General features: G+C 70.9%; 25 protein-coding genes. 16 read left to right on the top strand and 9 right to left on the bottom strand.

Annotation, left to right across the window (positions count from 1 at the left end; genetic code table 11):
- Positions 1-243 precede the first annotated feature (243 nt).
- From JAN01S_RS07925 to JAN01S_RS07935, 3 genes are read right to left on the bottom strand one after another with little or no spacing between them, the layout of a single operon-like run.
- Positions 244-1,155 carry a COX15/CtaA family protein gene (locus JAN01S_RS07925; protein ID WP_068316293.1) on the bottom strand — a complete coding sequence of 304 codons (912 nt, stop codon included), beginning with the start codon at positions 1,153-1,155 and terminating at the stop codon, positions 244-246.
- Between the two features lie 53 nt (positions 1,156-1,208).
- Complete coding sequence (locus JAN01S_RS07930; RefSeq protein ID WP_068316300.1) at positions 1,209-1,967, bottom strand: ABC transporter permease; 759 nt, start codon at positions 1,965-1,967, stop codon at positions 1,209-1,211.
- Positions 1,957-2,667 (bottom strand): ABC transporter ATP-binding protein, encoded by a 711-nt coding sequence (locus tag JAN01S_RS07935; RefSeq protein ID WP_068316301.1) that lies wholly within the window; start codon positions 2,665-2,667, stop codon positions 1,957-1,959. The genes JAN01S_RS07930 and JAN01S_RS07935 overlap by 11 nt, the downstream gene beginning before the upstream one ends.
- A gap of 190 nt (positions 2,668-2,857) precedes the next feature.
- On the opposite strand from JAN01S_RS07935, the gene JAN01S_RS07940 reads away from it, so the two are divergent.
- Genes JAN01S_RS07940 through JAN01S_RS07980 form a run of 9 tightly spaced genes read left to right on the top strand, consistent with a single transcriptional unit; the run spans position 2,858 to position 9,980 of the window.
- Positions 2,858-3,586 (top strand): helix-turn-helix transcriptional regulator, encoded by a 729-nt coding sequence (locus tag JAN01S_RS07940; RefSeq protein WP_244884785.1) that lies wholly within the window; start codon positions 2,858-2,860, stop codon positions 3,584-3,586.
- Entirely contained in the window at positions 3,583-5,004 is a 1,422-nt protein-coding gene (gene sufB, locus JAN01S_RS07945) for a Fe-S cluster assembly protein SufB (RefSeq protein ID WP_068316312.1), read from the top strand. Before JAN01S_RS07940 ends, sufB begins: the two co-directional genes overlap by 4 nt.
- A complete protein-coding gene (gene sufD / locus JAN01S_RS07950) occupies positions 5,004-6,173 on the top strand; it encodes a Fe-S cluster assembly protein SufD (protein ID WP_068316317.1) in 1,170 nt (389 codons plus the stop codon). Before sufB ends, sufD begins: the two co-directional genes overlap by 1 nt.
- On the top strand, positions 6,170-6,505 hold the full coding sequence (locus JAN01S_RS07955) for a non-heme iron oxygenase ferredoxin subunit (RefSeq protein ID WP_068316320.1): 336 nt from the start codon (positions 6,170-6,172) through the stop codon (positions 6,503-6,505). The genes sufD and JAN01S_RS07955 overlap by 4 nt, the downstream gene beginning before the upstream one ends.
- A 29-nt stretch (positions 6,506-6,534) precedes the next feature.
- Positions 6,535-7,314 (top strand): Fe-S cluster assembly ATPase SufC, encoded by a 780-nt coding sequence (sufC, locus tag JAN01S_RS07960; protein ID WP_068316322.1) that lies wholly within the window; start codon positions 6,535-6,537, stop codon positions 7,312-7,314.
- Positions 7,315-7,316: 2 nt separating this feature from the next.
- Complete coding sequence (locus tag JAN01S_RS07965; protein WP_068316325.1) at positions 7,317-8,597, top strand: cysteine desulfurase; 1,281 nt, start codon at positions 7,317-7,319, stop codon at positions 8,595-8,597.
- Positions 8,597-9,067: a Fe-S cluster assembly sulfur transfer protein SufU gene (sufU, locus tag JAN01S_RS07970; protein WP_007927569.1), complete on the top strand. Its 471-nt coding sequence runs from the start codon at positions 8,597-8,599 to the stop codon at positions 9,065-9,067. The genes JAN01S_RS07965 and sufU overlap by 1 nt, the downstream gene beginning before the upstream one ends.
- Positions 9,064-9,393 carry a metal-sulfur cluster assembly factor gene (locus tag JAN01S_RS07975; protein ID WP_007927567.1) on the top strand — a complete coding sequence of 110 codons (330 nt, stop codon included), beginning with the start codon at positions 9,064-9,066 and terminating at the stop codon, positions 9,391-9,393. Before sufU ends, JAN01S_RS07975 begins: the two co-directional genes overlap by 4 nt.
- A gap of 11 nt (positions 9,394-9,404) precedes the next feature.
- Entirely contained in the window at positions 9,405-9,980 is a 576-nt protein-coding gene (locus JAN01S_RS07980; protein ID WP_068316329.1) for an acVLRF1 family peptidyl-tRNA hydrolase, read from the top strand.
- A gap of 203 nt (positions 9,981-10,183) precedes the next feature.
- Here JAN01S_RS07980 and ypfJ read toward each other — a convergent pair whose 3' ends face one another.
- Entirely contained in the window at positions 10,184-11,107 is a 924-nt protein-coding gene (gene ypfJ, locus JAN01S_RS07985) for a KPN_02809 family neutral zinc metallopeptidase (RefSeq protein ID WP_068316342.1), read from the bottom strand.
- 115 nt (positions 11,108-11,222) lie between these two features.
- Between ypfJ and JAN01S_RS07990 the strand changes: the two genes are divergently transcribed.
- The 5 genes from JAN01S_RS07990 (at position 11,223) to JAN01S_RS08010 (ending at position 17,923) form a co-directional block, all read left to right on the top strand.
- Positions 11,223-12,821: an ABC-F family ATP-binding cassette domain-containing protein gene (locus JAN01S_RS07990; RefSeq protein ID WP_068316346.1), complete on the top strand. Its 1,599-nt coding sequence runs from the start codon at positions 11,223-11,225 to the stop codon at positions 12,819-12,821.
- Positions 12,822-12,918: 97 nt separating this feature from the next.
- On the top strand, positions 12,919-14,568 hold the full coding sequence (locus JAN01S_RS07995; RefSeq protein WP_174522282.1) for a nitrite/sulfite reductase: 1,650 nt from the start codon (positions 12,919-12,921) through the stop codon (positions 14,566-14,568).
- Positions 14,565-15,305 (top strand): phosphoadenylyl-sulfate reductase, encoded by a 741-nt coding sequence (locus tag JAN01S_RS08000; protein ID WP_157075659.1) that lies wholly within the window; start codon positions 14,565-14,567, stop codon positions 15,303-15,305. Before JAN01S_RS07995 ends, JAN01S_RS08000 begins: the two co-directional genes overlap by 4 nt.
- Positions 15,302-15,949, top strand: coding sequence for a sirohydrochlorin chelatase (locus JAN01S_RS08005; RefSeq protein WP_068316351.1), 648 nt, complete (start codon positions 15,302-15,304; stop codon positions 15,947-15,949). Before JAN01S_RS08000 ends, JAN01S_RS08005 begins: the two co-directional genes overlap by 4 nt.
- Positions 15,950-16,030: 81 nt before the next feature.
- Complete coding sequence (locus JAN01S_RS08010; protein WP_068316370.1) at positions 16,031-17,923, top strand: ABC transporter ATP-binding protein; 1,893 nt, start codon at positions 16,031-16,033, stop codon at positions 17,921-17,923.
- Positions 17,924-17,938: 15 nt separating this feature from the next.
- On the opposite strand, the gene JAN01S_RS08015 is transcribed toward JAN01S_RS08010, so the two are convergent.
- The 3 genes from JAN01S_RS08015 to JAN01S_RS08025 are packed head-to-tail and all read right to left on the bottom strand — an operon-like array spanning position 17,939 to position 19,214.
- A complete protein-coding gene (locus JAN01S_RS08015; protein ID WP_068316354.1) occupies positions 17,939-18,709 on the bottom strand; it encodes an SURF1 family cytochrome oxidase biogenesis protein in 771 nt (256 codons plus the stop codon).
- Complete coding sequence (locus JAN01S_RS08020) at positions 18,709-18,939, bottom strand: hypothetical protein (protein ID WP_068316355.1); 231 nt, start codon at positions 18,937-18,939, stop codon at positions 18,709-18,711. Before JAN01S_RS08020 ends, JAN01S_RS08015 begins: the two co-directional genes overlap by 1 nt.
- Positions 18,936-19,214 (bottom strand): DUF3099 domain-containing protein, encoded by a 279-nt coding sequence (locus tag JAN01S_RS08025; protein WP_068316356.1) that lies wholly within the window; start codon positions 19,212-19,214, stop codon positions 18,936-18,938. The genes JAN01S_RS08020 and JAN01S_RS08025 overlap by 4 nt, the downstream gene beginning before the upstream one ends.
- Before the next feature lie 145 nt (positions 19,215-19,359).
- On the opposite strand from JAN01S_RS08025, the gene fabG reads away from it, so the two are divergent.
- A complete protein-coding gene (gene fabG / locus JAN01S_RS08030; protein WP_068316357.1) occupies positions 19,360-20,070 on the top strand; it encodes a 3-oxoacyl-ACP reductase FabG in 711 nt (236 codons plus the stop codon).
- A gap of 38 nt (positions 20,071-20,108) precedes the next feature.
- Positions 20,109-20,864 (top strand): enoyl-ACP reductase FabI, encoded by a 756-nt coding sequence (gene fabI / locus JAN01S_RS08035; RefSeq protein ID WP_068316358.1) that lies wholly within the window; start codon positions 20,109-20,111, stop codon positions 20,862-20,864.
- 292 nt (positions 20,865-21,156) lie between these two features.
- On the opposite strand, the gene serB is transcribed toward fabI, so the two are convergent.
- Together serB and JAN01S_RS08045 are read right to left on the bottom strand one after the other, a co-directional pair.
- Positions 21,157-21,888: a phosphoserine phosphatase SerB gene (gene serB / locus JAN01S_RS08040; RefSeq protein WP_068316361.1), complete on the bottom strand. Its 732-nt coding sequence runs from the start codon at positions 21,886-21,888 to the stop codon at positions 21,157-21,159.
- 10 nt (positions 21,889-21,898) lie between these two features.
- Positions 21,899-23,058: glucose-1-phosphate adenylyltransferase (locus JAN01S_RS08045; RefSeq protein ID WP_068316374.1), on the bottom strand; the 1,160-nt coding region annotated here is incomplete at its 5' end.

The following is a 23,058-nucleotide window of genomic DNA, read 5'->3' on the forward strand; positions in this document are numbered from 1 at the left end:
GCCCGGGGGACGAGGCTCGGGTGGTTGCGCTCCACGTGCTCGGCGGACGGACCCGACCCACGACCGAGGTGACCGACAGGAGGGCGCGCGGGAAGGCGGCTGAGCGAATCAAGCCGAAGTCCGATGGAACCGACGTGAGGGGTCCACGAGACGAAGGGACTTCGGCCCAGCGAAGCCGTCTTGCCACGCGCCGCCCGGACCGGCCCAGCGAAGTTGAGTGCGGACGTCTCAGCCAGCCGAGACTCAGTCAGCGGGAGCGGCCCCGGGCGCCCGAGAGAGCACCATGGCCCGCACGATCACCACGACGAGCAGGCTGGCACCGAGCATGTGCGCGAGGACGAGGACCTCGGGGAGCTTGGTGAGGTACTGCACGTAGCCGATGAGGCCCTGCGCGAGGGTCACCATGAGCACGAGCCACCAGGCGCGGGCGGGGCCGGAGGCGCGTTCGGTGAGGCGGGCGCCGAGCCAGACGGCGACGACGATCCCGACGAAGAGCATCACGGCGTCGGCGTGCAGCCAGGAGATGGTGCGGGGGTCGAAGCCGGTGCGTGCTGGGGTCTCGGCATCGCCAGAGTGCGGGCCGGAGCCGGTGACGACGGTGCCGAGCGCGAGGACGACGACTGCGACCGCGGCGAGCAGCCACTGCAGGCGCGCGACCAGCGGGTGCAGGAGCGAGTGTGTCCGCCCGGGTGGCTGGTACCAGCGCCAGTACAGCCACGCGGAGACGGCGATGAGGGCCATCGAGCACATGAAGTGGAAGGCGACGATCCACGGGTTGAGCCCGGTGAGGACGGTGATGCCCCCGACGATGGCCTGGGCCGCGATGCCGACCATGACGACCCACGTGCCGAGGATCAGCTCCCGACGTTCCCTGGCCTTGCGGTACAGGGCGATGAGCAGCGCCAGGGCCACGAACCCGAGCAGGCCGGTGAGCGTGCGGTTGCCGAACTCGATGAGCTTGTGGATGCCCTCCTCCTGCTCGTGCGTCGGCACGTACGAGCCGGGGACGCACTCGGGCCACGTCGGGCAGCCCAGGCCCGAGCCGGTGAGGCGGACGAGCCCGCCGGTGACGACGATGCCGACCTCGACGACGAGGTTGAGCAGGAGCAGGCGGGGCAGCCAGGTGCGGACTGTCGAGGAGGGGGGCGTTGGCACCCCACTACGGTATGTCGTAGCCGCGCTCGTCCTGACCACGGGGGCGAAGGGGGTCAGTCCCGCCAGCGGAACGTGCGCACCACCGCGAGGCTGAGCAGCGCGCCCCACACGATGAGGACCGCCCACTGCAGCAGCGGCACGGCCGCCCCGGTCATCCCGTCACGGAAGGCGTCGCCGAGCGCGCCGGAGGGCAGCCACCGCACGACCGGGCCCAGCCCGGCGACGGTGTCGCCCGGCAGGAGCAGCCCACCGAGGCCGGCGAGGAGCACCCACACGAGGTTGGCCACGGCGAGGACCGCCTCGGCCCGCATCAGGCCGGCCAGGAGCAGGGCGAGCGCGACGAAGACCCAGACGCCCAGCACGGCGGTCACGGGAGCCGTGAGCAGACCCAGCGGATCGGGTCGCCAGCCGAGGGCGAGCCCCAGCGCGCCGAGCACGAGGAGCTGGACGGCGGCGACCCCGGCGACGGCCACGGCCTTGCCGGCGAGCAGGCCGTCGGTGCCGACGGGCGTCGTTGCGAGGAAGCGCAGGACGCCGTACCGGCGGTCGAAGCCGGTCTGGATGGCCTGCCCGGTGAAGGCGGTGGAGACGACGGCGAGGGCGAGGACGCCCGGGACGACGAGGGCCACCCGCGGCTCGGGGAGCGCAGGGTAGGACGAGGCGATGAGGGCGACCATCGCGAGCGCGGGGAGGACGAGGGAGACGAGCAGCTGCTCGCCGTTGCGCGCGAGGATCGCCGCCTCGAAGCGGGCCTGGGCGAGCACCCGCCGGCCCTGCGGCTGGGTGGGGGAGAGGGCGGTGTCAGCGGCCACGGGGTCCTCCGGTCAGCGCGAAGTAGGCGTCCTCGAGCCGCCCCTCCCCGGCGATCGCCCCCGGGGTGCCGTCGGCGACCACCCGCCCCCGGTCGAGGATGACGACCCGGTCGGCGAGGCGCTCGGCCTCGTCGAAGCCGTGGGTGGTGACGACCAGCGCCACCCCCGCGTCGCGCCGCTCACGGATCAGCTCCCACACGGCCAGACGCGCGTGCGGGTCCAGACCGGCGGTCGGCTCGTCGAGGAAGGCGACCTCCGGGTCGCCGAGGAGGGCGGCCGCGAGCGCCACGCGCTGGCGTTGGCCGCCACTCAGGCGGCGCACCGGCGTCCGGGCGAAGGGGGCGATGTCCAGTCGGTCGATGAGCTCACGTGAGCGTTCGGTGCGGTAGAGCCGTTGCAGGTGGGTGAGCAGTCGTGCCGCCGAGACGCTCTGGGGCAGGCCGCCGTCCTGGAGCATGACGCCGACGCGGGCCCGGTGGTCGGCGCCGGCCTGCCAGGGGTCGGTCCCGAGGACGCGGCAGGTTCCGGAGTCGGGTCGTTGCAGCCCCTCGAGGCACTCGATGGTCGTCGTCTTGCCGGCGCCGTTGGGCCCGAGGACGCAGGTGATCTCACCGCTGGAGGCAGCCCACGAGGCCCCGTCGACGGCGCGGGTCTCGCCGAAGACGCGGCACAGGTCCTCCACGACGACGGCACGGGTCACGAGAGGCGAGTCTAGGCGGGAGTCTCCGGCCCCGCTGACGCGGTCCCGGAGCCTCCTCATGCTCGATCAGATGCGCTGGCGGGGTCCGCTGACGCGGTCCCGGGCCGCGCCCCTCCCGTGCGCCAGCGCCCGGAGATCGGGTTAGGACGACCTTTGTTGTGCAATTGGCTCAATTACGTAACATGGATGTGTGGTTATTTCCCCGCGAGCCGCCAAGGCGCCGTCGGTCCCCGACGACGCCATGCGTGACGCGCGCACGCGGGACCGCGTCCTGGCCCTCATCAGCGAGCAGGGGCCGATCACCGCGGCCGATCTCGCCGCGGAGCTCGGGCTGACCGCCACCGGCGTGCGCCGCCACCTCGACCAACTCGCCGAGACCGGCGCGGTGACCAGCCGCGCCCCGCACGCCGGCAAGCGTGGCCGCGGACGTCCGGCCCGGGAGTGGGTCGTCGGTGATTCCGGTCACGAGCGCCTGACCGCCGACTACGACGAGCTCGCGGCCGAGGCCATGCGATTCGTGCGCCAGACCGGCGGCGAGGACGCCGTGCGCGCCTTCGCCGACCAGCGCATCCGCGCGCTCGAGGAGCGCTGCGCCCCCCAGATCGAGGCAGCGGGCGACGACCCCCGGGCGCGGACCGAGGCCCTCGTCGACGCCCTTCGCACCGAGGGCTACGCTGCCAGCGCCCGCACGGTCGGCGACGACGTCGTCGTCGGCCTCCAGCTGTGCCAGGGCCACTGCCCGGTGCAGCACGTCGCCGCGGAGTTCCCCGAGCTGTGCGAGGCCGAGACCGATGCCTTCAGCCGGCTCCTCGGCGTCCATGTCCAACGCCTGGCCACCCTGGCCCAGGGCGATCACGTCTGCACCACCTTCGTCCCCACCCCGGGGGCGCGACCCGACACAGAGAGGTCCACCCGATGAGCACCAACATCGAAGAGCTCAACCCAGGGCTCAAGGACATCGGCCGCTACGAGTACGGCTGGTCGGACGCCGACTCGGCCGGTGCCAGCGCCAAGCGCGGCCTCAACGAGGACGTCGTCACCGACATCTCCGACCGCAAGGGTGAGCCCCAGTGGATGCGTGACCTGCGCCTGAAGTCGCTGCGGCTGTTCGACAAGAAGCCCATGCCGAGCTGGGGCAGCGACCTCACCGGCATCGACTTCCAGAACATCAAGTACTTCGTGAAGTCCACGGAGAAGCAGGCGACCTCCTGGGAGGACCTGCCCGAGGACATCAAGAACACCTACGACAAGCTCGGCATCCCCGAGGCGGAGAAGCAGCGCCTCGTCGCCGGCGTCGCCGCCCAGTACGAGTCCGAGGTCGTCTACCACCAGATCCGCGAGGACCTGGAGGAGAAGGGCGTCATCTTCGTCGACACCGACACCGGCCTGCGCGAGCACGAGGACCTCTTCCGCGAGTACTTCGGCACCGTCATCCCGGCCGGTGACAACAAGTTCGCCGCGCTCAACACCGCCGTGTGGTCGGGTGGCTCCTTCATCTACGTCCCGCCGGGTGTGCACGTCGACATCCCGCTGCAGGCCTACTTCCGGATCAACACCGAGAACATGGGCCAGTTCGAGCGGACGCTGATCATCGCCGACGAGGGCTCGTACGTGCACTACGTCGAGGGCTGCACCGCGCCGATCTACAAGACCGACTCGCTGCACAGCGCCGTCGTCGAGATCGTCGTGAAGAAGAACGCCCGCGTGCGCTACACGACGATCCAGAACTGGTCGAACAACGTCTACAACCTCGTCACCAAGCGCACCACGGTCGCCGAGGGCGGCACGATGGAGTGGGTCGACGGCAACATCGGCTCCAAGGTGACGATGAAGTACCCCGCGTGCTTCCTCCTCGGTGAGCACGCGAAGGGCGAGACCCTCTCGATCGCCTTCGCCGGCGAGGGCCAGCACCAGGACGCCGGGGCCAAGATGGTCCACGCGGCCCCCAACACCTCGAGCTCGATCGTCTCGAAGTCGGTCGCGCGCGGTGGCGGTCGCACCTCCTACCGGGGCCTCGTCCAGGTCCTCGAGGGCGCGACCAACAGCAAGTCCTCCGTCGTCTGCGACGCGCTGCTCGTCGACACGATCAGCCGCTCCGACACCTACCCTTACGTCGACGTCCGCGAGGACGACGTGCAGATGGGCCACGAGGCGACCGTCTCCAAGGTGTCGGCGGACCAGCTCTTCTACCTCATGTCCCGCGGCATGAGCGAGGAGGAGGCCATGGCGATGATCGTGCGTGGCTTCGTCGAGCCCATCGCGCGCGAGCTGCCGATGGAGTACGCCCTCGAGCTCAACCGCCTCATCGAACTCCAGATGGAAGGAGCCGTCGGCTGATGAGCCTTCTGGCTGACTCGGGCCCCAAGGCCCACACCCACTCCGCGGAGACGCTGGTCCCGGACCAGTCCCGTGCCGAGCGCACCCGCTCCTGGCAGGTCGCCGACTTCCCCGTCCCCACCGGGCGCGAGGAGGACTGGCGCTTCACGCCCGTCGGTGAGCTGGGCGACCTCTTCTCCGACGCAGCGGGCAGCGCGCAGCTCGACGTCACGCACGACCTGCCGACCGGGGTGACCCGCTCGGTCGTGTCCGCCGACGAGGCCCGCGCCGCCGGTGCGCCGCTGCCGGCCGACCGGTCCGCGGCCGTCGCCGCGAGCGGCGAAGAGGTCGTCGTCCTCGACGTCCCCGCCGAGGCCGAGATCGCCGAGCCGGTGCGCATCCGCCTGCACGGGGCGACCCGCGAGACGGTGCGCGCCCACCACCTCGTCCGCGTCGGCGCCTTCGCCAAGGCGACGCTCGTCGTCGAGCACACCGGCACGACGGACTACACCGAGCTGCTGTCGGTCGTCGCCGGCGACAGCTCGCAGCTGACGATCGTCTCCCTGCAGGACTGGGAGGACGACGCGCACCACCTGGGCCAGCACGACGTCGTCGTCGGCCGCGACGCCAGCGTGCGCCACATCGCCATCACCATCGGCGGCGGCATCGTGCGGATCAACACCAATGCCTCCTACGCGGGCCCGGGCGGGTCCTTCGAGGCCTTCGGTGTCTACTTCGCCGACGCGGGGCAGCACCTGGAGCACCGGCTCTTCGTCGACCACGAGGCGCCGCACTGCACGAGCAATGTCGAGTACAAGGGCGCCCTGCAGGGCGAGACCGCGCACACCGTCTGGGTGGGCGACGTCCTCATCCGCGCCGCGGCCGAGGGCACCGAGACCTACGAGCTCAACCGCAACCTCGTGCTGACCGACGGTGCGCGCGCCGACTCGGTCCCCAACCTCGAGATCGAGACCGGCGAGATCGTCGGTGCCGGCCACGCGTCGACGACCGGCCGCTTCGACGACCTGCAGCTGTTCTACCTGCAGTCGCGCGGCGTCCCCGAGGACGAGGCCCGTCGCCTCGTCGTGCGCGGCTTCTTCAACAGCATCGTCCAGCGCATCGGTGACCCTGAGATCAGCGAGCGCATCATGGCCGCGATCGACGTCGAGCTCGAAGGGGGCGCGGCATGAGCGCCGTCGCCCAGCCCGACTTCGTCCGGGTGTGCAGCCTCGACGAGCTGACCGTGGGGGAGGCTGCCAAGGCCGACCTGTCCGGTCGGATCATCGCGATCGTGCGCACCGAGGACGGTGGCGTCCACGCGATCGACGACGAGTGCACCCACGGCAAGGTCTCCCTCTCGGAGGGCGAGGTCGACGGCTGCACCATCGAGTGCTGGCTGCACGGCTCGCGCTTCGACCTCGTCTCCGGCCGCCCCACCGGCCTGCCGGCGACCGTCCCGGTCGCGGTCCACACGGTCCAGGTGACCGACGACGGCGACGTGCTCGTCGCCCTGGCCGACTGACCCCCCACACGTCAAGGAAGAAGACAGACATGGCAACGCTCGCAATCAAGGACCTGCACGTCAGCGTCGAGACCGAGGACGGCCCCAAGGAGATCCTCAAGGGCGTCACCCTCACCATCAACTCCGGTGAGACGCACGCGATCATGGGCCCCAACGGGTCCGGCAAGTCCACCCTGGCCTACTCCATCGCCGGGCACCCGAAGTACACCGTCACCTCCGGCGAGGTCACCCTCGACGGGGAGGACGTGCTGTCGATGTCCGTCGACGAGCGCGCCCGCGCGGGCCTGTTCCTCGCGATGCAGTACCCCGTCGAGGTCCCCGGCGTCACGGTGAGCAACTTCCTGCGCACCGCCAAGACCGCCATCGACGGCGAGGCCCCCAAGCTGCGCACCTGGGTCAAGGAGGTCCGCGGCACCATGGAGGAGCTGCGCATGGACGCCTCCTTCGCCGAGCGCAACGTCAACGAGGGCTTCTCCGGCGGTGAGAAGAAGCGCCACGAGATCCTCCAGATGGAGCTGCTCAAGCCGAAGTTCGCCGTCCTCGACGAGACCGACTCCGGTCTCGACGTCGACGCCCTTCGCGTCGTCTCCGAGGGCGTCAACCGCGCCAAGGAGTCCACCGGCGCCGGCGTCCTGCTCATCACGCACTACACGCGGATCCTGCGCTACATCAAGCCGCAGTTCGTCCACGTCTTCGTCGACGGCCGGATCGCCGAGGAGGGTGGCCCCGAGCTGGCCGACCGCCTCGAGTCCGAGGGCTACGACCGGTTCATCGCGACGGGGGAGCCCGCCACGACCGCAGGGGCCTGACCATGACGCCGCAGCTGATCCCCGAGGGTGAGCTGACCGCGATCCGCGATCAGTTCCCGATCCTCGAGCGCACCGTGCGCGGGGGCAAGCCGCTCGTCTACCTCGACTCCGGCGCCACCTCGCACAAGCCGCTGGCCGTGCTCGACGCCGAGCGGGACTTCCTCGTCACGGCCAACTCGGCACCCCACCGCGGCGCGCACGCGCTGTCCGAGGAGGCCACTGAGGCCTATGAGGGTGCGCGGGCCGACATCGCGGCGCTGATCGGTGCCGAGGAGCGCGAGGTCGTCTTCACCAAGAACGCCACCGAGGCGCTCAACCTCGCGGCCTACGCCTTCTCCAACGCCGAGCCGGGGTCCCCCCTTCGTCTCGGCGAGGGCGACGAGGTGCTGATCACCGAGGCCGAGCACCACGCCAACCTCGTGCCGTGGCAGGAGCTGTGCCGTCGCACCGGCGCCACGCTCCGCTGGATCGGCGTGACCGAGGGGGGCCGCCTCGACCTCGACCAGCTCGACGAGCTCGTCACCGACCGGACCAAGGTCATGGCCTTCACTCACGCCTCCAACGTGCTCGGTGCCGTGAGCGACGTGCCGCGTCTCGTCGCGGCGGCGCAGTCCGTCGGCGCGATCACCGTGCTCGACGCCTGCCAGTCGGTGCCGCACCTGCCGGTCGACGTACGCGAGCTCGGTGTCGACCTGCTCGCCTTCTCCGGCCACAAGATGTACGGCCCGAGCGGCATCGGTGTCCTGTGGGGCCGCTACGACCTGCTCGAGCAGATGCCCGCCTTCCTCACCGGCGGGTCGATGATCGAGGTCGTGCGGATGGAGGGCAGCACCTACGCGCCCCCACCCACCCGCTTCGAGGCCGGCGTGCCGATGACCAGCCAGGCGATCGGTCTCGGTGCCGCCGTGCGCTGGATCCGTGACATCGGTCTGGAGCGCATCGCCGCGCACGAGCAGGCCCTCACCGCGCAGCTGCTCGACGCGATCGCGCAGCGGCCGTGGGTGCGGCTCGTCGGCCCGGCCGACACCGTCCACCGCGGCGCGGCCGTCTCCTTCGTCGTCGACGGGGTCCATGCCCACGACGTGGGTCAGGTCCTCGACGACCAGGGCGTCGCCGTGCGCGTCGGCCACCACTGCGCGTGGCCGCTGCACCGCGCCTTCGGCGTCGCTGCCACCACGCGCGCCTCGCTCGCCGTCTACAACACGCCGGCCGAGATCGAGTCGCTCGTCACCGCGCTCGACCGCGTGCCGGAGATCTTCGGCGTGGATCGGGGTGCTGCCTGATGGACCTCTACCAGGAGCTGATCCTCGACCACTCCAAGCGCAAGGTCGGCCACGGCCTGCGTGAGGGCGAGGCCGCCGAGGTGCACCACGTCAACCCGACCTGTGGCGACGAGGTGACGCTGCGCGTGCACCTCGACGGCACCGGCCCCGAGGCGCACATCACCGACATCTCCTACGAGGCGATGGGCTGCTCGATCTCCATGGCGAGCGTGTCCATCCTCGCCGAGGAGGTCACCGGCGAGACCATCCACGAGGCGATGGACGTCCACGAGGCGATGCGCCAGATGCTCACCAGCCGGGGCCAGGACCCCGGCGACGAGGAGGTCATCGGCGACGGTGTCGCCCTCGCCGGTGTCGCGCAGTACCCGGCGCGCGTCAAGTGCGCCCTGCTGGGCTGGATGGCCCTCACCGACGCGCTGGCCCGGGCCGGCGTCGACGTCTCGACCACTTCCCAAGGAGAGAGCGCATGACCGCACAGGCCCCCACCCCGAGCAACGTCGCGGACGTCGAGGAGGCGCTGCGTGACGTCGTCGACCCCGAGCTGGGGATCAACGTCGTCGACCTCGGCCTCGTCTACGGCATCACCGTCGACCCGCAGAACCACGCCGTCATCGACATGACCCTCACCTCGGCCGCGTGCCCGCTGACCGACGTCATCGAGGACCAGGTCGACCAGGCCCTCAGCGACCTCGTCACCGACTCGCGGATCAACTGGGTCTGGATGCCGCCGTGGGGTCCGGACAAGATCACCGACGACGGGCGCGAGCAGCTGCGCGCCCTCGGCTTCAACATCTGAGCCACTCTCGGATGACCCGCACCGTCGAGGTCGACCCGGCTCGCCTCGACCGGTGGGTCGCCGGCTTCGCAGCCCGGCACGACGGCGTCACGCGCGCCGACGTGCCGGGCTCGTTCGTGCTCACCGGTGGCGACGGTACGACCGCGACGGGGGAGCCCTTCGACCACGCGCGCGTCGGTCTCGTCCTCGTGCGCCGCGGCGGTCATGCCGTGGGCCGTGACGAAGGGGGCGACCTCGTCGCCCACACCTGTGGCACGGCGTACGTGCAGGGCAAGACGAAGAAGGGCGGGTGGAGCCAGCAGCGCTACGCCCGGCGCCGTGGCAACCAGGCCGACGGGGTCGTCGGCAAGGTGGTCGAGCTCGCCGTGCGCCATCTGCCCGTCGGCAGCGTGGACGCGCTCGTCCTCGGCGGCGACCGCAGGATGGCCGAGCAGGTCCTCGACGACGACCGCCTCGCGCACCTGCGCGCCCTGCCTCGCCGGGCGCTGTGGGACCTGCCGGACCCGAGGCTGACGGTTCTGCAGGACGCCGCGCGGCGTGCCCGCGCGGTGCGGATCGCGCTGGAGGGTCCGCCCGCCGGCTGGTGAGGCCTGTTGGGGCGAGCGACCGACGATGAGGGGCGGCGCGCTGCCGAAGTCCTTCGTTGGTGGGGTGGTGGCGTTGTCGTTCTCGACTTCGGCTTGATGCTGCGCCGACCTCATCGTCCGCCGCTCGCCGCCACCCGCGCCCCCTCGTCGTCGGGAGCGGCCCTTCGAGAGGGTTGCTGCGCGACCTCCTCAGGCGGCGGCGGTCAGATGTTGTTGGGGTCGCTGACCTCGAAGGTGTCGCACTGGTTGACCGACGTCGCCTGCATGCCGCGCAGCAGCCAGGCCTGACGGGCCTTGGCCGAGCCGTGGGTCCAGGCCTCGGGCTGGACGCCGCCGCCGGACTTCTTCTGGATCTCGTCGTCACCGACCGACTTGGCGGCGCCCATGGCGTTCTTGACGTCGGCCTCGCTGATGCCGGTGATGAGGGCCTCTCCGTTGGCGTCCTTGGTCTCGGTCGCGTGCTGGATCCACATGCCGGCGAAGCAATCGGCCATGAGCTCCACGCGCACCGCGCCGGAGTCGGCTCCCTGCGGATCCTTCTGCGCCTCGTCGAGGACGCCGTAGACGTTCTGGATGTGGTGGCCGTACTCGTGGGCGAGGACGTAGAGCTCGGCGAGGACGCCGTCCTCGGCGCCGAGCTGGCTCTCCATGATGTCGAAGAAGTCGGTGTCGATGAAGATCCGCTCGTCGACGGGGCAGTAGAAGGGGCCGACCTGGTTGCTCGCCGTGCCGCACTGGGACTGGGTCTGGCCCTGGTACACGACGACCCGGTTGGGTCCCCGGAAGTCCTGACCGGCGTCCTGCAGGGCCTTGGCCAGGTCCGGCTGGTCGTTCCAGAAGTCGTACAGGCTGTTCTCGCCCAGGACCATCAGGCACTCACGGTCCTGCTTCGCGTCGGCGCCCGTCGTGCACTTCTCCGCCAGACGCGAGTCGCTCTGGCCCTGACCGGTCTCCTGGGGCTGTCCTCCGGTCAGGTCGCCCGGGTCGCCACCGAAGAACATGTAGATCAGCAGGACGATCACGCCGACGATGCCACCGCCACCGGCGATGACCGGGCCACGGCCACCACCTCCGCCGCCACCACCCATGCGCGAGGTGTCGAGTGACGCGTTGTCGTTGATGCTCATCGGCGCTCCTCCACGAGGATGGTCCGGCTGCGGACCGGGACGGATGCGGTCACCCGCGGTACTGCGACTTACACTAACCGGCGACAGACCCTCAGTACGTGCAGGAGAAGCCCCCGTGATCACAGCCAGCGGCATCGAGCTGCGCGCGGGATCGCGGATCCTGCTCGAGGACGCCTCCTTCCGCGTGGCCGCGGGGGACCGGGTCGGCCTCGTCGGGCGCAATGGCGCCGGCAAGACGACCCTGACCAAGGTGCTCGCGGGGGAGGGGCAGGCCGCGGCCGGCTCGGTCACCTCGAGCGGCGGCATCGGCTACCTCCCGCAGGACCCGCGCACGGGTGACCTCACCGTCACGGCACGCCAACGGATCCTCTCCGCACGTGGTCTCGACCGCATCGTCACCGACCGCCGCACCGCCGAGCAGCGGATGGCCAGCGCCGACGCCGACACGCAGGAGCGGGCGATGGCCCGATTCGCCCGGCTCCAGGAGGAGTTCGAGGCGGCCGGCGGGTACGCCGCCGAGTCCGAGGCCGCGAGCATCGCCTCCGCCCTGGGCATCGACGAGGCGCGTCTGGACCAGAGCCTCGAGACGCTCTCCGGTGGACAACGACGAAGGGTGGAGCTCGCCCGGATCCTCTTCTCCGGCAACGAGACCCTCCTGCTCGACGAGCCGACCAACCACCTCGACGCGGACTCGATCGGTTGGCTGCGCGACCACCTGAAGAGCTACAAGGGCGGGCTGATCATCATCAGTCACGACGTCGAGCTGCTCGAGGTCGTGGTCAACCGCGTCTTCCACCTCGACGCCAACCGCCAGGAGATCGACCAGTACAACATGGGCTGGAAGAACTACCTCCAGCAGCGGGAGACCGATGAGCGGCGCCGCAAGCGCGAGCTGCAGAACGCGACGAAGAAGGCCGGCGCGCTGCTCGACCAGGCCGAGAAGATGCGCGCCAAGGCGACGAAGGCCACGGCGGCACAGCAGATGATCAAGCGCGCCGAGCGGATGCTCGCCGGCGTCGAGGGGGAGCGGACCCAGGACCGCGTGGCCAAGCTGCGCTTCCCGGACCCGGCTCCCTGCGGGCGGACCCCCCTTCGTGCCTCTGGTCTGTCCCGCTCCTACGGGAGCCTGGAGATCTTCACCGACGTCGACCTGGCGATCGACCGGGGGAGCAAGGTGGTCGTTCTCGGTCTCAACGGCGCCGGCAAGACGACGCTGCTGCGGATGCTTGCCGGGGTCGATGCGCCCGACACCGGGCAGGTCGAGCCCGGGCACGGCCTCAAACTGGGCTACTACGCCCAGGAGCACGAGAACCTCGACGTCGACCGCTCTGTCCTGGCGAACATGAAGTCGGCTGCGCCCGACCTCGGTGAGACCGACGTGCGCAAGGTCCTGGGTTCCTTCCTCTTCACCGGTGACGACGTCGACAAGCCGGCCGGGGTCCTCTCCGGCGGGGAGAAGACGCGGCTGTCGCTCGCCCTGCTCGTCGTCTCCAGCGCCAACGTCCTGCTGCTCGACGAGCCGACCAACAACCTCGACCCGGCCAGCCGCGAGGAGATCCTCGGGGCGCTGTCGACCTTCAAGGGAGCTGTCGTCCTCGTCACCCACGACGAGGGCGCCGTCGACGCGCTGCAGCCCGAACGGATCCTGCTGCTGCCCGACGGTGTCGAGGACTTCTACAGCGCGGACTACCGCGACCTGGTCACGCTCGCCTGAGTCCGGCTCCACTAAGGGCTGCCTCGCTCCAGCAGGTGAGATGCATAACGTGCGGTTATGCATTCCATAAGTGCAGCCGTACCATGGTCGGGTGACTGTGACGACCCGCCCCACCCGCAGCAAGTCCAACGGCGCCTGGGCCGACGGCGACCGCACCCCGCTGAACCACAACGAGGAGTTCAAGCAGGAGGACGACGCCCTCAACGTGCGTGCGCGGATCGAGGAGGTCTACGCGCGGGACGGGTTCGGGTCGATCGCCAAGGACGACCTGACCGGTCGATTCCGCTGGTGGGGCCTGTACACCCAGCGCAAGCAGGGGCTGGACGGCACCCACACGGGTGAGGACGACCTCGACGACGAGTACTTCATGATGCGCGTGCGCAGCGACGGCGGACGCCTGAGCACCGAGCAGCTGCGGGTCATCGCCGGCATCAGCACGGAGTTCGCCCGCGACACCGCAGACATCTCCGACCGGCAGAACATCCAGCTGCACTGGGTGCGCATCGAGGACGTCCCGGAGATATGGCGTCGTCTGGAGTCGGTCGGTCTCTCGACGACCGAGGCCTGCGGTGACTGCCCGCGCACCATGCTGGGTTCGCCGGTCGCCGGTATCGACAAGGCGGAGATCGTCGACGGGTCCTCGGCCCTCGACATCATCAAGCGCGAGTACATCGGCAGCCCGGAGTTCTCCAACCTCCCGCGCAAGTACAAGACGGCGATCTCCGGCTCGCCCGTGCTCGACATCGCCCACGAGATCAACGACATCTCCTTCGTCGGTGTCGTGCACCCCGAGCTCGGCCCCGGCTTCGACCTGTGGGTCGGCGGTGGTCTCTCCGTCAAGCCGATCTTCGCCCAGCGCCTGGGCGTGTGGGTCTCGCTCGAGGACGTCCCGGCCGTGTGGCACGGGGTCACCTCGATCTTCCGCGACCACGGCTACCGACGGCTGCGCAACAAGGCGCGGCTGAAGTTCCTCATGGCCGACTGGGGCCCGGAGAAGTTCCGCGAGGTCCTCGAGCGGGACTACCTGGGCCGCGCCCTGCCCGACGGCCCCGAGGCGGTGGCTCCTGCCGGCAGCCGACGGGACCACGTCGGCATCCACGAGCAGGTCGACGGGCGCGTCTGGGTCGGCGCGGCGCCGATCGCCGGCCGCATGACGGGGACCAAGCTCACCCGCCTGGCCGAGCTGGCCGAGTCCGTCGGCAGCGAGCGGGTGCGGTTCACCCCGCACCAGAAGGTGCTCGTCCTCGACGTGGAGCCGACGCGTGCCGAGGCCCTCGCCGAGGACCTCAAGGAGCTCGACCTCGAGGTCTTCCCGAGCGAGTGGCGGCGCAATGTCCTGGCCTGCACCGGCCTGGAGTTCTGCAAGCTCGCCCTGACCGACACCAAGAACCGCGCCCGCTGGACCGTCGAGGAGCTCGAGAAGCGGCTCGAGATCGACGTCCCCTTCAGCATCCACTTCAACGGCTGCCCCAACAGCTGCGCCCGCAGCCAGGTCGCCGACGTGGGCCTGAAGGGCATGCTGGAGAAGAAGGAGGACGGCAGTCACGAGGAGGTCTTCCAGGTGCACCTGGGTGGCGCCCTCGGTGAGGACACGGCCCTCGCCCGCAAGACGCGCGCTCTCAAGGTTCGCGGCGACGACCTGCCCGACTACATCGAGCGACTGGCGCGCACCTACCTCGCCCAGCGCGAGGGCGACGAGTCCTTCCGCCTCTGGGTGCGGCGTGCCGAGGAGGACGACATCCGATGACGAGCACCACCGCCACCGACCGGCTGCAGGAGCTCGCCCGCCAGGGGGAGGAGCGCTTCGCCGCCCTCGAGACCGAGCTCGGCGCGACCCATGAGGGGCGCGTGGAGCTCGCCCGTGCCGCGCTGCGCTGGGCGCACGAGACCTTCGGTGAGGGCCTGACCGTCGCCAGCTCGATGGGTGACGAGGTCCTCGTGCACCTCGTCGGCACGACGCTGCAGGACGCGGACGTGTTCTTCCTCGACACGGGCTACCACTTCGCCGAGACGCTCGGCACCCGGGACGCCTACGACGCGATGCTGCCCATCAGCATCCGCACCATCTACCCCAAGCTGACCGTCGCCGAGCAGGACGCCGAGCACGGACCGCAGCTGCACGACCGCGACCCCAATCTGTGCTGCGCCATGCGCAAGGTCGAGCCGCTCAACCGGGCGCTCGAGGAGCACGAGGCCTGGGTGACCGGCATGCGCCGCGAGGACGCGCCCACCCGCACCGACATCACGATCGTCGGCTGGGACGACAAGCGCGGCATGGTCAAGCTCAACCCGATCGCCGGGTGGACCCAGGACGACGTCGACCGCTACGCCGCGGACGAGTCGGTCTTCCTGAACCCCCTTCGCCAGAGCGGGTACGCGTCCATCGGGTGCGCCCCGTGCACCCGGCCCGTCGCCGAGGGCGAGGACGCCCGTGCCGGACGCTGGTCGGGCACGGACAAGGTGGAGTGCGGACTGCACACGTGACGACCGTCCTGCTGGCCCACGGGTCCCCGGACCCGCGGCACGCACGGACCCTCGAGCGGCTGCGTGAGCGCGTGTCCGGACCCCTCCGGGAGGCCGGACGGGGCGAGACCCGGCTCGTCTACATCGAGCACGACGCACCCCAGCCGCACGAGATCGGGCCGACCCTGACCGACGAGGTCACGGTCGTGCCGATGCTCATCACCCCTGCCTTCCACGCCCGGGTCGACGTGCCGGCAGCCGCCCGCGCGCTCGGGTCCGCGGGCGCGCCCGTCGGCGTCACCGCGGCCCTCGGAGGCGACCCCCTGCTCCTCGAGGCGGTCGACGAACGCGCGCGCGCCGCCGGGCACGGCCCCGAGGAACCCGTCCTGCTCGTCGCGGGTGGCTCGAGCTCTGGCCAGGCCGGGCAGAGCATCCGCACGCTGCTCGACGCCCACCCGCGACCGGGCTGGCTGACGATGACGCTCGCGGCCCCCCGAGCCGGTGCCACGAGTGGGCGCGTCGTCGTGCCGGCGACGCTGGCGGAAGGAGTCCTGCACGACAAGGTGCAGGCGCTCGCGCAGGCCGCGGGATCCCCCTTCGTCCCCGGGGGGCTGGCGGACACCGACGCGCTGGCCCGTCTCGTCGTGCGCCGCGCCCTCGGCTGACGCCACATATTCGGGTGCGGGGGAATCCCGCGTGGTGCACGGTGGTTGTCGTCCCGGGACGATGAGGAGAGCGCCACGATGATGACCAACAGCACCTGGGGACTCATGCAGTCGATGAGTCGCGGCGACCAGGCGAAGCGGGCCGCACTGCCGCCCGGTACGGCTCGACGCGTCCTCGGGTACGCCGCGCCCTTCAAGCGCCTCATCGCCGGGTTCCTCGCCCTCGTCTCCCTCGGGTCGCTCACCGTGGTCGCCGTGCCGTTGCTGCTGCAGCGACTCATCGACGACGGGGTCATCCCGCAGGACCGCCGGGTGGTCATCACCTTGGCGCTCTTGGTCGCCGGCATCGCCATCGTCGAGGCGGTCACCGCGCTCGTGCAGCGGTGGTTCTCGGCACGCATCGGCGAGGGGCTCATCCACCACCTGCGCACCGAGGTCTTCGGTCACGTCCTGCGCCAACCGATCGCCTTCTTCACCCGCGCCCAGACCGGTGCGCTCGTCAGCCGGCTCAACAACGACGTCATCGGGGCGCAGCAGGCCTTCACCACCGTGTTGTCGTCGGTCGTCAGCAATGTCATCTCGCTCGTGCTGATCCTCGGCGCGATGTTCGCCCTGTCCTGGCAGCTGACGCTCGCCGCGCTCGTCCTCGTCCCCTTCTTCATCCTCCCGGCGAAGTGGATGGGTCGGCGCCTGGCCGGCCTGTCCGCCGAGCAGATGAACCTCAACGCCGACCTCGGCAACCAGATGACCGAGCGCTTCAACGTCGCCGGCGCCCTCCTGGTGAAGATCTACGGCCAGCCCGCCCGCGAGGTCGAGCAGTACGACGCGCGTGCCGCGCGGGTGCGCGACATCGGGGTGCGCATCGCCGTCAACCGCGCCGTCTTCTTCGTCATGCTCACCCTGCTCGCCTCGATCGCCACGGCGATGGTCTACGGCGTCGGTGGCCTCATGGCCGTCGAGGGCGGACTGACGGTCGGCACGCTGCTCGCCCTCGCGGCACTCCTCGCGCGCCTGTACGGCCCGCTCACCGCGATTTCCAACGTCCACGTCGACGTGCTCACCGCGCTCGTCTCCTTCGCCCGGCTCTTCGAGCTGCTCGACATGCCCTCGACGATCGTCGAGGCCGCCGACGCCCGGCCGCTGCCGAGCGGCGAGGCGCTGTCGGTGGAGCTCGACGACGTGCACTTCACCTATCCGGCCGCCGACACCATCTCGCTGCGCTCGCTCGAGGGGGCGACCACGGGTGACCGCGAGGCCGGAGGGCCTGTGCTGCAAGGGGTCAGCCTGCGTGCCGAGCCCGGTCAGCTCATCGCGCTCGTCGGCCCCAGCGGCGCGGGCAAGAGCACGATCACCTCGCTCGTCACCCGCTTCTACGACCCGACGAGCGGGGCGGTGCGCATTGGCGGGCGCGACCTGCGTGACGCGACGCTCGAGTCCGTGTCGGACACCGTGGGCATGGTGACCCAGGAGGCCCACCTCTTCCACGACACGCTGCGGGCCAACCTCGCCTACGCCAAGCCGGATGCCACCGAGGGCGAGATGTGGGCCGCCCTCGAGTCTGCCCGCATCGGCCACCTCGTCCACGCTCTGCCGGCCGGCCTCGACACGGTCGTCGGCGATCGCGGCCACCGCCTCTCCGGAGGTGAGAAGCAGCGCTTCGCCATCGCGCGCCTGCTGCTGAAGTCACCGGCGGTGCTCATCCTCGACGAGGCGACCGCCCACCTCGACAGCGAGTCGGAGGTCGCCGTGCAGCGCGCGCTCGACGCCGCCCTCGAGGGGCGCACGGCGATCGTCATCGCGCACCGGCTGTCGACCATCCGGGCCGCCGACCAGATCCTCGTCGTCGACGACGGTCGGGTGGTCGAGCGAGGCACCCACACCGAGCTGCTCGCGACGGGTGGGCTCTACGCCACCCTCTACGCGACGCAGTACGACGGCGAGGTCACGAGCGAGGCGGTCGAGGTCACCGGCTGAGCGACGCCGGGTGACTCAGCCGTCCTCCTCGTCCCAGATGCGCACCTTCTTCGGCCGGGGACCGACCTGCGTGCCGTCCCTGGCCTCGCGCCGCAGCGACATGACGAGGAAGACCCAGAAGGCCGGGATCACCAGCCACCACTGGATCGCATAGGCCAGGTGCGGACCGGTCCCGGTGTCGGGGACCTCCAGGGGCTCGGGTCGCTCGGTCCGCGGTTGCTCGGACTGCAGCGAGAGATAGCCCCCGAGCACGTCCTCGCCGATCCGCTCCGACGCCTCCGGCAGGTGGATGCTCGCGAGCTGGCCGGCCGGCATGTCGCGGCCCAGGCTCTGCTCGCCCAGCCGGACCCACCCGGTCACCGTCACCTCACCCGTGGGTGGCGCGGGGACGTCGGGGGCGACGTCGGCCCCCTTCGGGCTGTTGGGGACCCACCCTCGGTCGACGACGAGGACCTGCCCGTCGGCGAGGCGAAGCGGGACGAGCACCTCGTAGCCGTAGCTCCCGGCGAGGGGCCGGTTGCGCACGAGCAGGCGCTCGTCGGGGACGTACTCGCCCGTGGCACGGACCCGGGTCCACTCGTCCGCGAGCGGCGCCGGCGCCTCACCCAGGACGTCCGTCACCGGGACGGGCTCGGCCTCGTAGTGCGCCTCGATCCGGTCGGCCCGGGCGGAGCGGTCCTCGTACTTGCCCCACTGCCACTGGCCGAGCAGCACGCAGGCGACCGACGCCGCGATCGCGAGGGCGAACCACCCGAGCCACCTCGGGGTCAGGGCCAATCGCAGCATCAGCCGGCGTCGGCGGGGATCTCGTCGACCGCGCAGGTCGACACGGGGAATCCGCGGACCGCGAGGTGGTCGTGAAGGACCGACTCGTGCTCGTCGCAGGCCAGCCACACCTTGCGGCGGGACTCGTCGTGGATGCGCGGGTTGCGCCACAGCACGGCCCGGGTCGCGGGCTGGCGGCAGGCCTTACGACTGCAGACGAAGTCGGCCGCGGGCTCGACGTCGGGGATCATTCGTGGCCCAGCTGTCGACGGTGGTCGGTCACCGGGCCCATCGAGGTGTCCGCGGGGCGCGGACGAACCGCGTTGACGAGGACGACGGCGATGTACGGCAGGACGACGGCGAGCGCGACGCAGGTCCAGCGCAGCCAGCCCTCGAAGAAGTACGCACCGACGAAGCAGACGGTCCGCAGAGCCATCGTCGCGAGGTACTGCCGCATGCGTCCTGACTGCTCCTCGCGGAGCGAGATCGGGGCGGTCGTCACCGACGGCACGGACGTGTGCGGCATTGCTTCAGGGTACGCCGCGCGGCTGGGTGCCGATCCCATGGGGCGGGCTCGGTGCCACGTACCCGGCGGTAGTGATCTAGCGTCGTCCCGAGATGTGACCTGACGCACACGACCACTGACACGACGACTGACAAAGGGGAGCAGGATGACACCGCGCCGAGTGCTCGTCACCGGAGGCAACCGAGGCATCGGCGAGGCCATCGCCCGACGCCTGCAGCAGGACGGGCACACCGTCGTCGTCACCTCGCGGTCGGGCGAGCCGGTCGACGGCCTCGACGTCGTCGCCTGCGAGATCACCGACAGCGAGTCCGTGGACGCCGCGTTCGCTGCCGCGAAGGAGCGGCTGGGCGGTGACGTCGAGGTGCTCGTCGCCAACGCCGGCGTCACCAAGGACACGCTGCTCATGCGGATGACCGACGACGAGTTCGCCTCGGTCGTCGACACCAACCTGCACGGCACCTTCCGCTGCGTGCGGCGCGCGGCCACGCCGATGGTCAAGGCCCGTTTCGGCCGGGTCGTGCTCATCTCCAGCGTCGTCGGTCTCTACGGCTCCCCGGGCCAGACCAACTACGCCGCGTCCAAGGCGGGCCTCGTCGGCATCGCCCGCTCGATGACCCGTGAGCTCGGCGCGCGCGGCATCACCGCCAACGTCGTCGCACCCGGGTTCATCGAGACGGACATGACCGCAGAGCTGCCCGACAAGACCAAGGCGGAGTACCAGGCCGCGATCCCGGCCCGCCGCTACGGCGGCGCCGACGAGGTGGCCGCGGCCGTGGCCTTCCTCGCCTCCGACGACGCCGCGTACGTCTCCGGGGCGGTCATCCCCGTCGACGGCGGCCTCGGCATGGGCCACTGATCCTCCCTTCGTCCTCGCTCTTCCCAGAAAGGCAGCAGATGCTCACCGGCAAGACCTTCCTCATCACGGGCGTCCTCATGGAGTCCTCGATCGCCTTCCACGTCGCCAAGCTCGCCCAGGAGCAGGGCGCCCGGGTGATCCTCACCAGCTTCGGTCGGACGATGAAGATCACCCGCACCATCGCCAAGCGCCTCCCGCAGGAGGCGCCGGTCATCGAGCTCGACGTCACGAGCGAGGAGGACCTCGCGGCTCTCGCCGACCGCATCGGTGAGCACACCGAGCGCCTCGACGGGGTCCTGCACTCCATCGGCTTCGCGCCCGAAGGGGCCTTCACCTTCCTCGACGCCAGCTGGGAGGACGTCTCGACCGCGGTCCACGTGTCCGCCTACTCGCTCAAGGCCCTCGCCGTCGCTGCCCTCCCGTGCATGACCGAGGGCGGGTCGATCGTCGGCCTGACCTTCGACGCCAGCTTCGCCTGGCCGGTCTACGACTGGATGGGCGTCGCCAAGGCGGCCTTCGAGTCGACCAACCGGTACCTCGCGCGCGACCTCGGGCCGAAGGGGGTCCGCTGCAACCTCGTCGCCGCAGGCCCGATCCGCACGACCGCCGCGAAGTCGATCCCCGGCTTCGAGCAGTTCGAGGAGTCGTGGGACAACCGCTCGCCGATCGGCTGGGACGTCAACGACCCGGTGCCCACGGCCAAGGCCTGCACGATGCTGCTGTCCGACTGGTTCCCCGCGACGACCGGCGAGATCCTGCACGTCGATGGTGGCGTGCACGCCATGGGGGTCTGACACCTCCTGGCGGGCCGGGCTCTGCCGCTCCCGGTGAGGAGGGGTGGCGCGCTGCCGAAGCGGTGTCCTGAGGAGCTTGCGCAGCAAGCGTCTCGAAGGGCCCTTCGTTGTCGCTGGGTGGCGTTGTCGTACTCGGCTTCGGCTTGAGGCTGCGCCACCCCTCCTCCCCGCCCGCTCCTTGGCCCGGGGGCTCCCTCGCGGCACGGGCTGTCGTACTGCAGTTCACCTGCCGTCGGGGCTCAGGCCCTTGATCTGTCGTTGCTGCTGCACCGAACTGCAGTACGACACGCGGTCAGGCGAGGGGGTTGCCGCCCTCGTCGTCGGGCTGGGGGATGGGGGTGATGCCCAGCAGGTCGAGGACGCGGCGCAGGTCCGGCTCGTCGATGGCGACGTCGGCCTGCTCGCGCACGGCCGGCTTGGCGCAGAAGGCGACGCCCAGCCGGGCGCGGGCCATCATGTCCAGGTCGTTGGCCCCGTCGCCGACGGCGACCGTGCGGTCCGGATCCACCCCGGCGGACGCCGCGAGGCGCGTGACGAACTCGGCCTTGGCCGCACGATCGACGACGTCACCCAGGACTCGGCCGGTGAGGTGCCCGTCGACGATCTCGAGCCGGTTGGCCCGGGCGTGGGGGATGCCGAGCTCACGGGCGAGGTCGTCGACGACCTCGGTGAAGCCCCCGCTCACCAACCCCACCGTGTGGCCGGCCTCGACGAGGGTCGTCACGAGCGTGCGCGCACCGGGGGTCAGGCGGACCGCCGACCGGACGCGGTCGAGCACGTCGACGGACAGGCCCTCGAGTGTGGCGACCCGGGCGTGCAGGCTCGCAGCGAAGTCGAGCTCCCCCCGCATCGCCGCCTCGGTGACGGCCGCGACCTCCTCGCGGGTGCCGGCGTGCTCGGCGATGAGCTCGATGACCTCGTCGCGGATGAGCGTGCTGTCGACGTCCATGACGAGGACCAGGGGGCCCTCACCGGGGAGCTCGGGGGAGGAGGTGGACTCGGTCGTGGCGGGGGTCGATGCCATGCGCCGCAGTCTAGGTCGCGTCGAAGACGTGTCCCTTGCCCACCACGGTGATCCCGGACTCGGTGACGTGCAGGCCCCGCGCGCGGTCCTCCTCAGCGTCGACACCGAGCCGGATGCCCTCGGGCAACCGCACCCCCTTGTCGACGATGACCCGGTGCAGGTGCGCGTGCCGACCCACGTCGACCCCGTCGAGCAGCACGCAGTCGGACACCCGCGCGTAGCTGTGGACGAAGACCCCGGGGGAGAGCACCGAGTTGTCGACGTGCCCGCCCGAGACGACCACGCCGGGCGAGACGACCGAGTTGGTCGCACCGCCGGCGCGCTCACCGTCCGCGTGGACGAACTTCGCCGGCGGGTACGGCCCGTGTCTGGTGTTGATCGGCCAGCTGTAGTTGTAGAGGTTGAAGACCGGGACGATCGAGGTCAGGTCGAGGTGCGCCTCGAAGTAGCTGTCGATCGTGCCGACGTCACGCCAGTAGCCGCGGTCCCGGTCGGTCGCCCCGGGCACGGTGTTGTCGGCGAAGTCGTAGGCGTGGGCGGTGCCGCGCTCGACGAAGTCGGGGACGATGTCGCCGCCCATGTCGTGCTTGCTCTCCCGGCCGGCGTCGTGCTGGACCGCGTCCATGAGCGCCTCTGCGCTGAAGACGTAGTTGCCCATCGACGCGTACACCTCGTGGGGAGCATCGGGCAGGCCGACCGGGTCGGCCGGCTTCTCGCGGAAGGCGGTGATCCGCCGCCCGTCCTCACCGACCTCCATCACGCCGAACTGGTCGGCCATGCCGATCGGCTGGCGGATCGCGGCGACGGTGCAGTCCGCCCCGGTCTCGAGGTGCTGCTCGACCATGTCGGCGAAGTCCATGCGGTAGACGTGGTCGGCGCCCACGACGACGACGATGTCGGGCCGCTCGTCGGTGATCGCGTTGAGCGACTGGTAGATCGCGTCGGCGCTGCCGAGGTACCAGCTCTTGCCGCGCCGCTGCTGTGCAGGGACGGGCGCCACGTAGTGCCCGAGCGGTGAGGCCAGGCGCCAGGCCCGGCTGACGTGCCGGTCGAGGCTGTGCGACTTGTACTGCGTCAGGACGATGACCTTGGCGTAGCCGGAGTTCACGACATTGCTCAGGGCGAAGTCGACGAGCCGGTAGATCCCGCCGAAGGGCACGGCGGGCTTGG

The organism is Janibacter anophelis NBRC 107843 (assembly GCF_001570945.1).
Classification (GTDB): Bacteria; Actinomycetota; Actinomycetes; order Actinomycetales; family Dermatophilaceae; genus Janibacter; species Janibacter anophelis.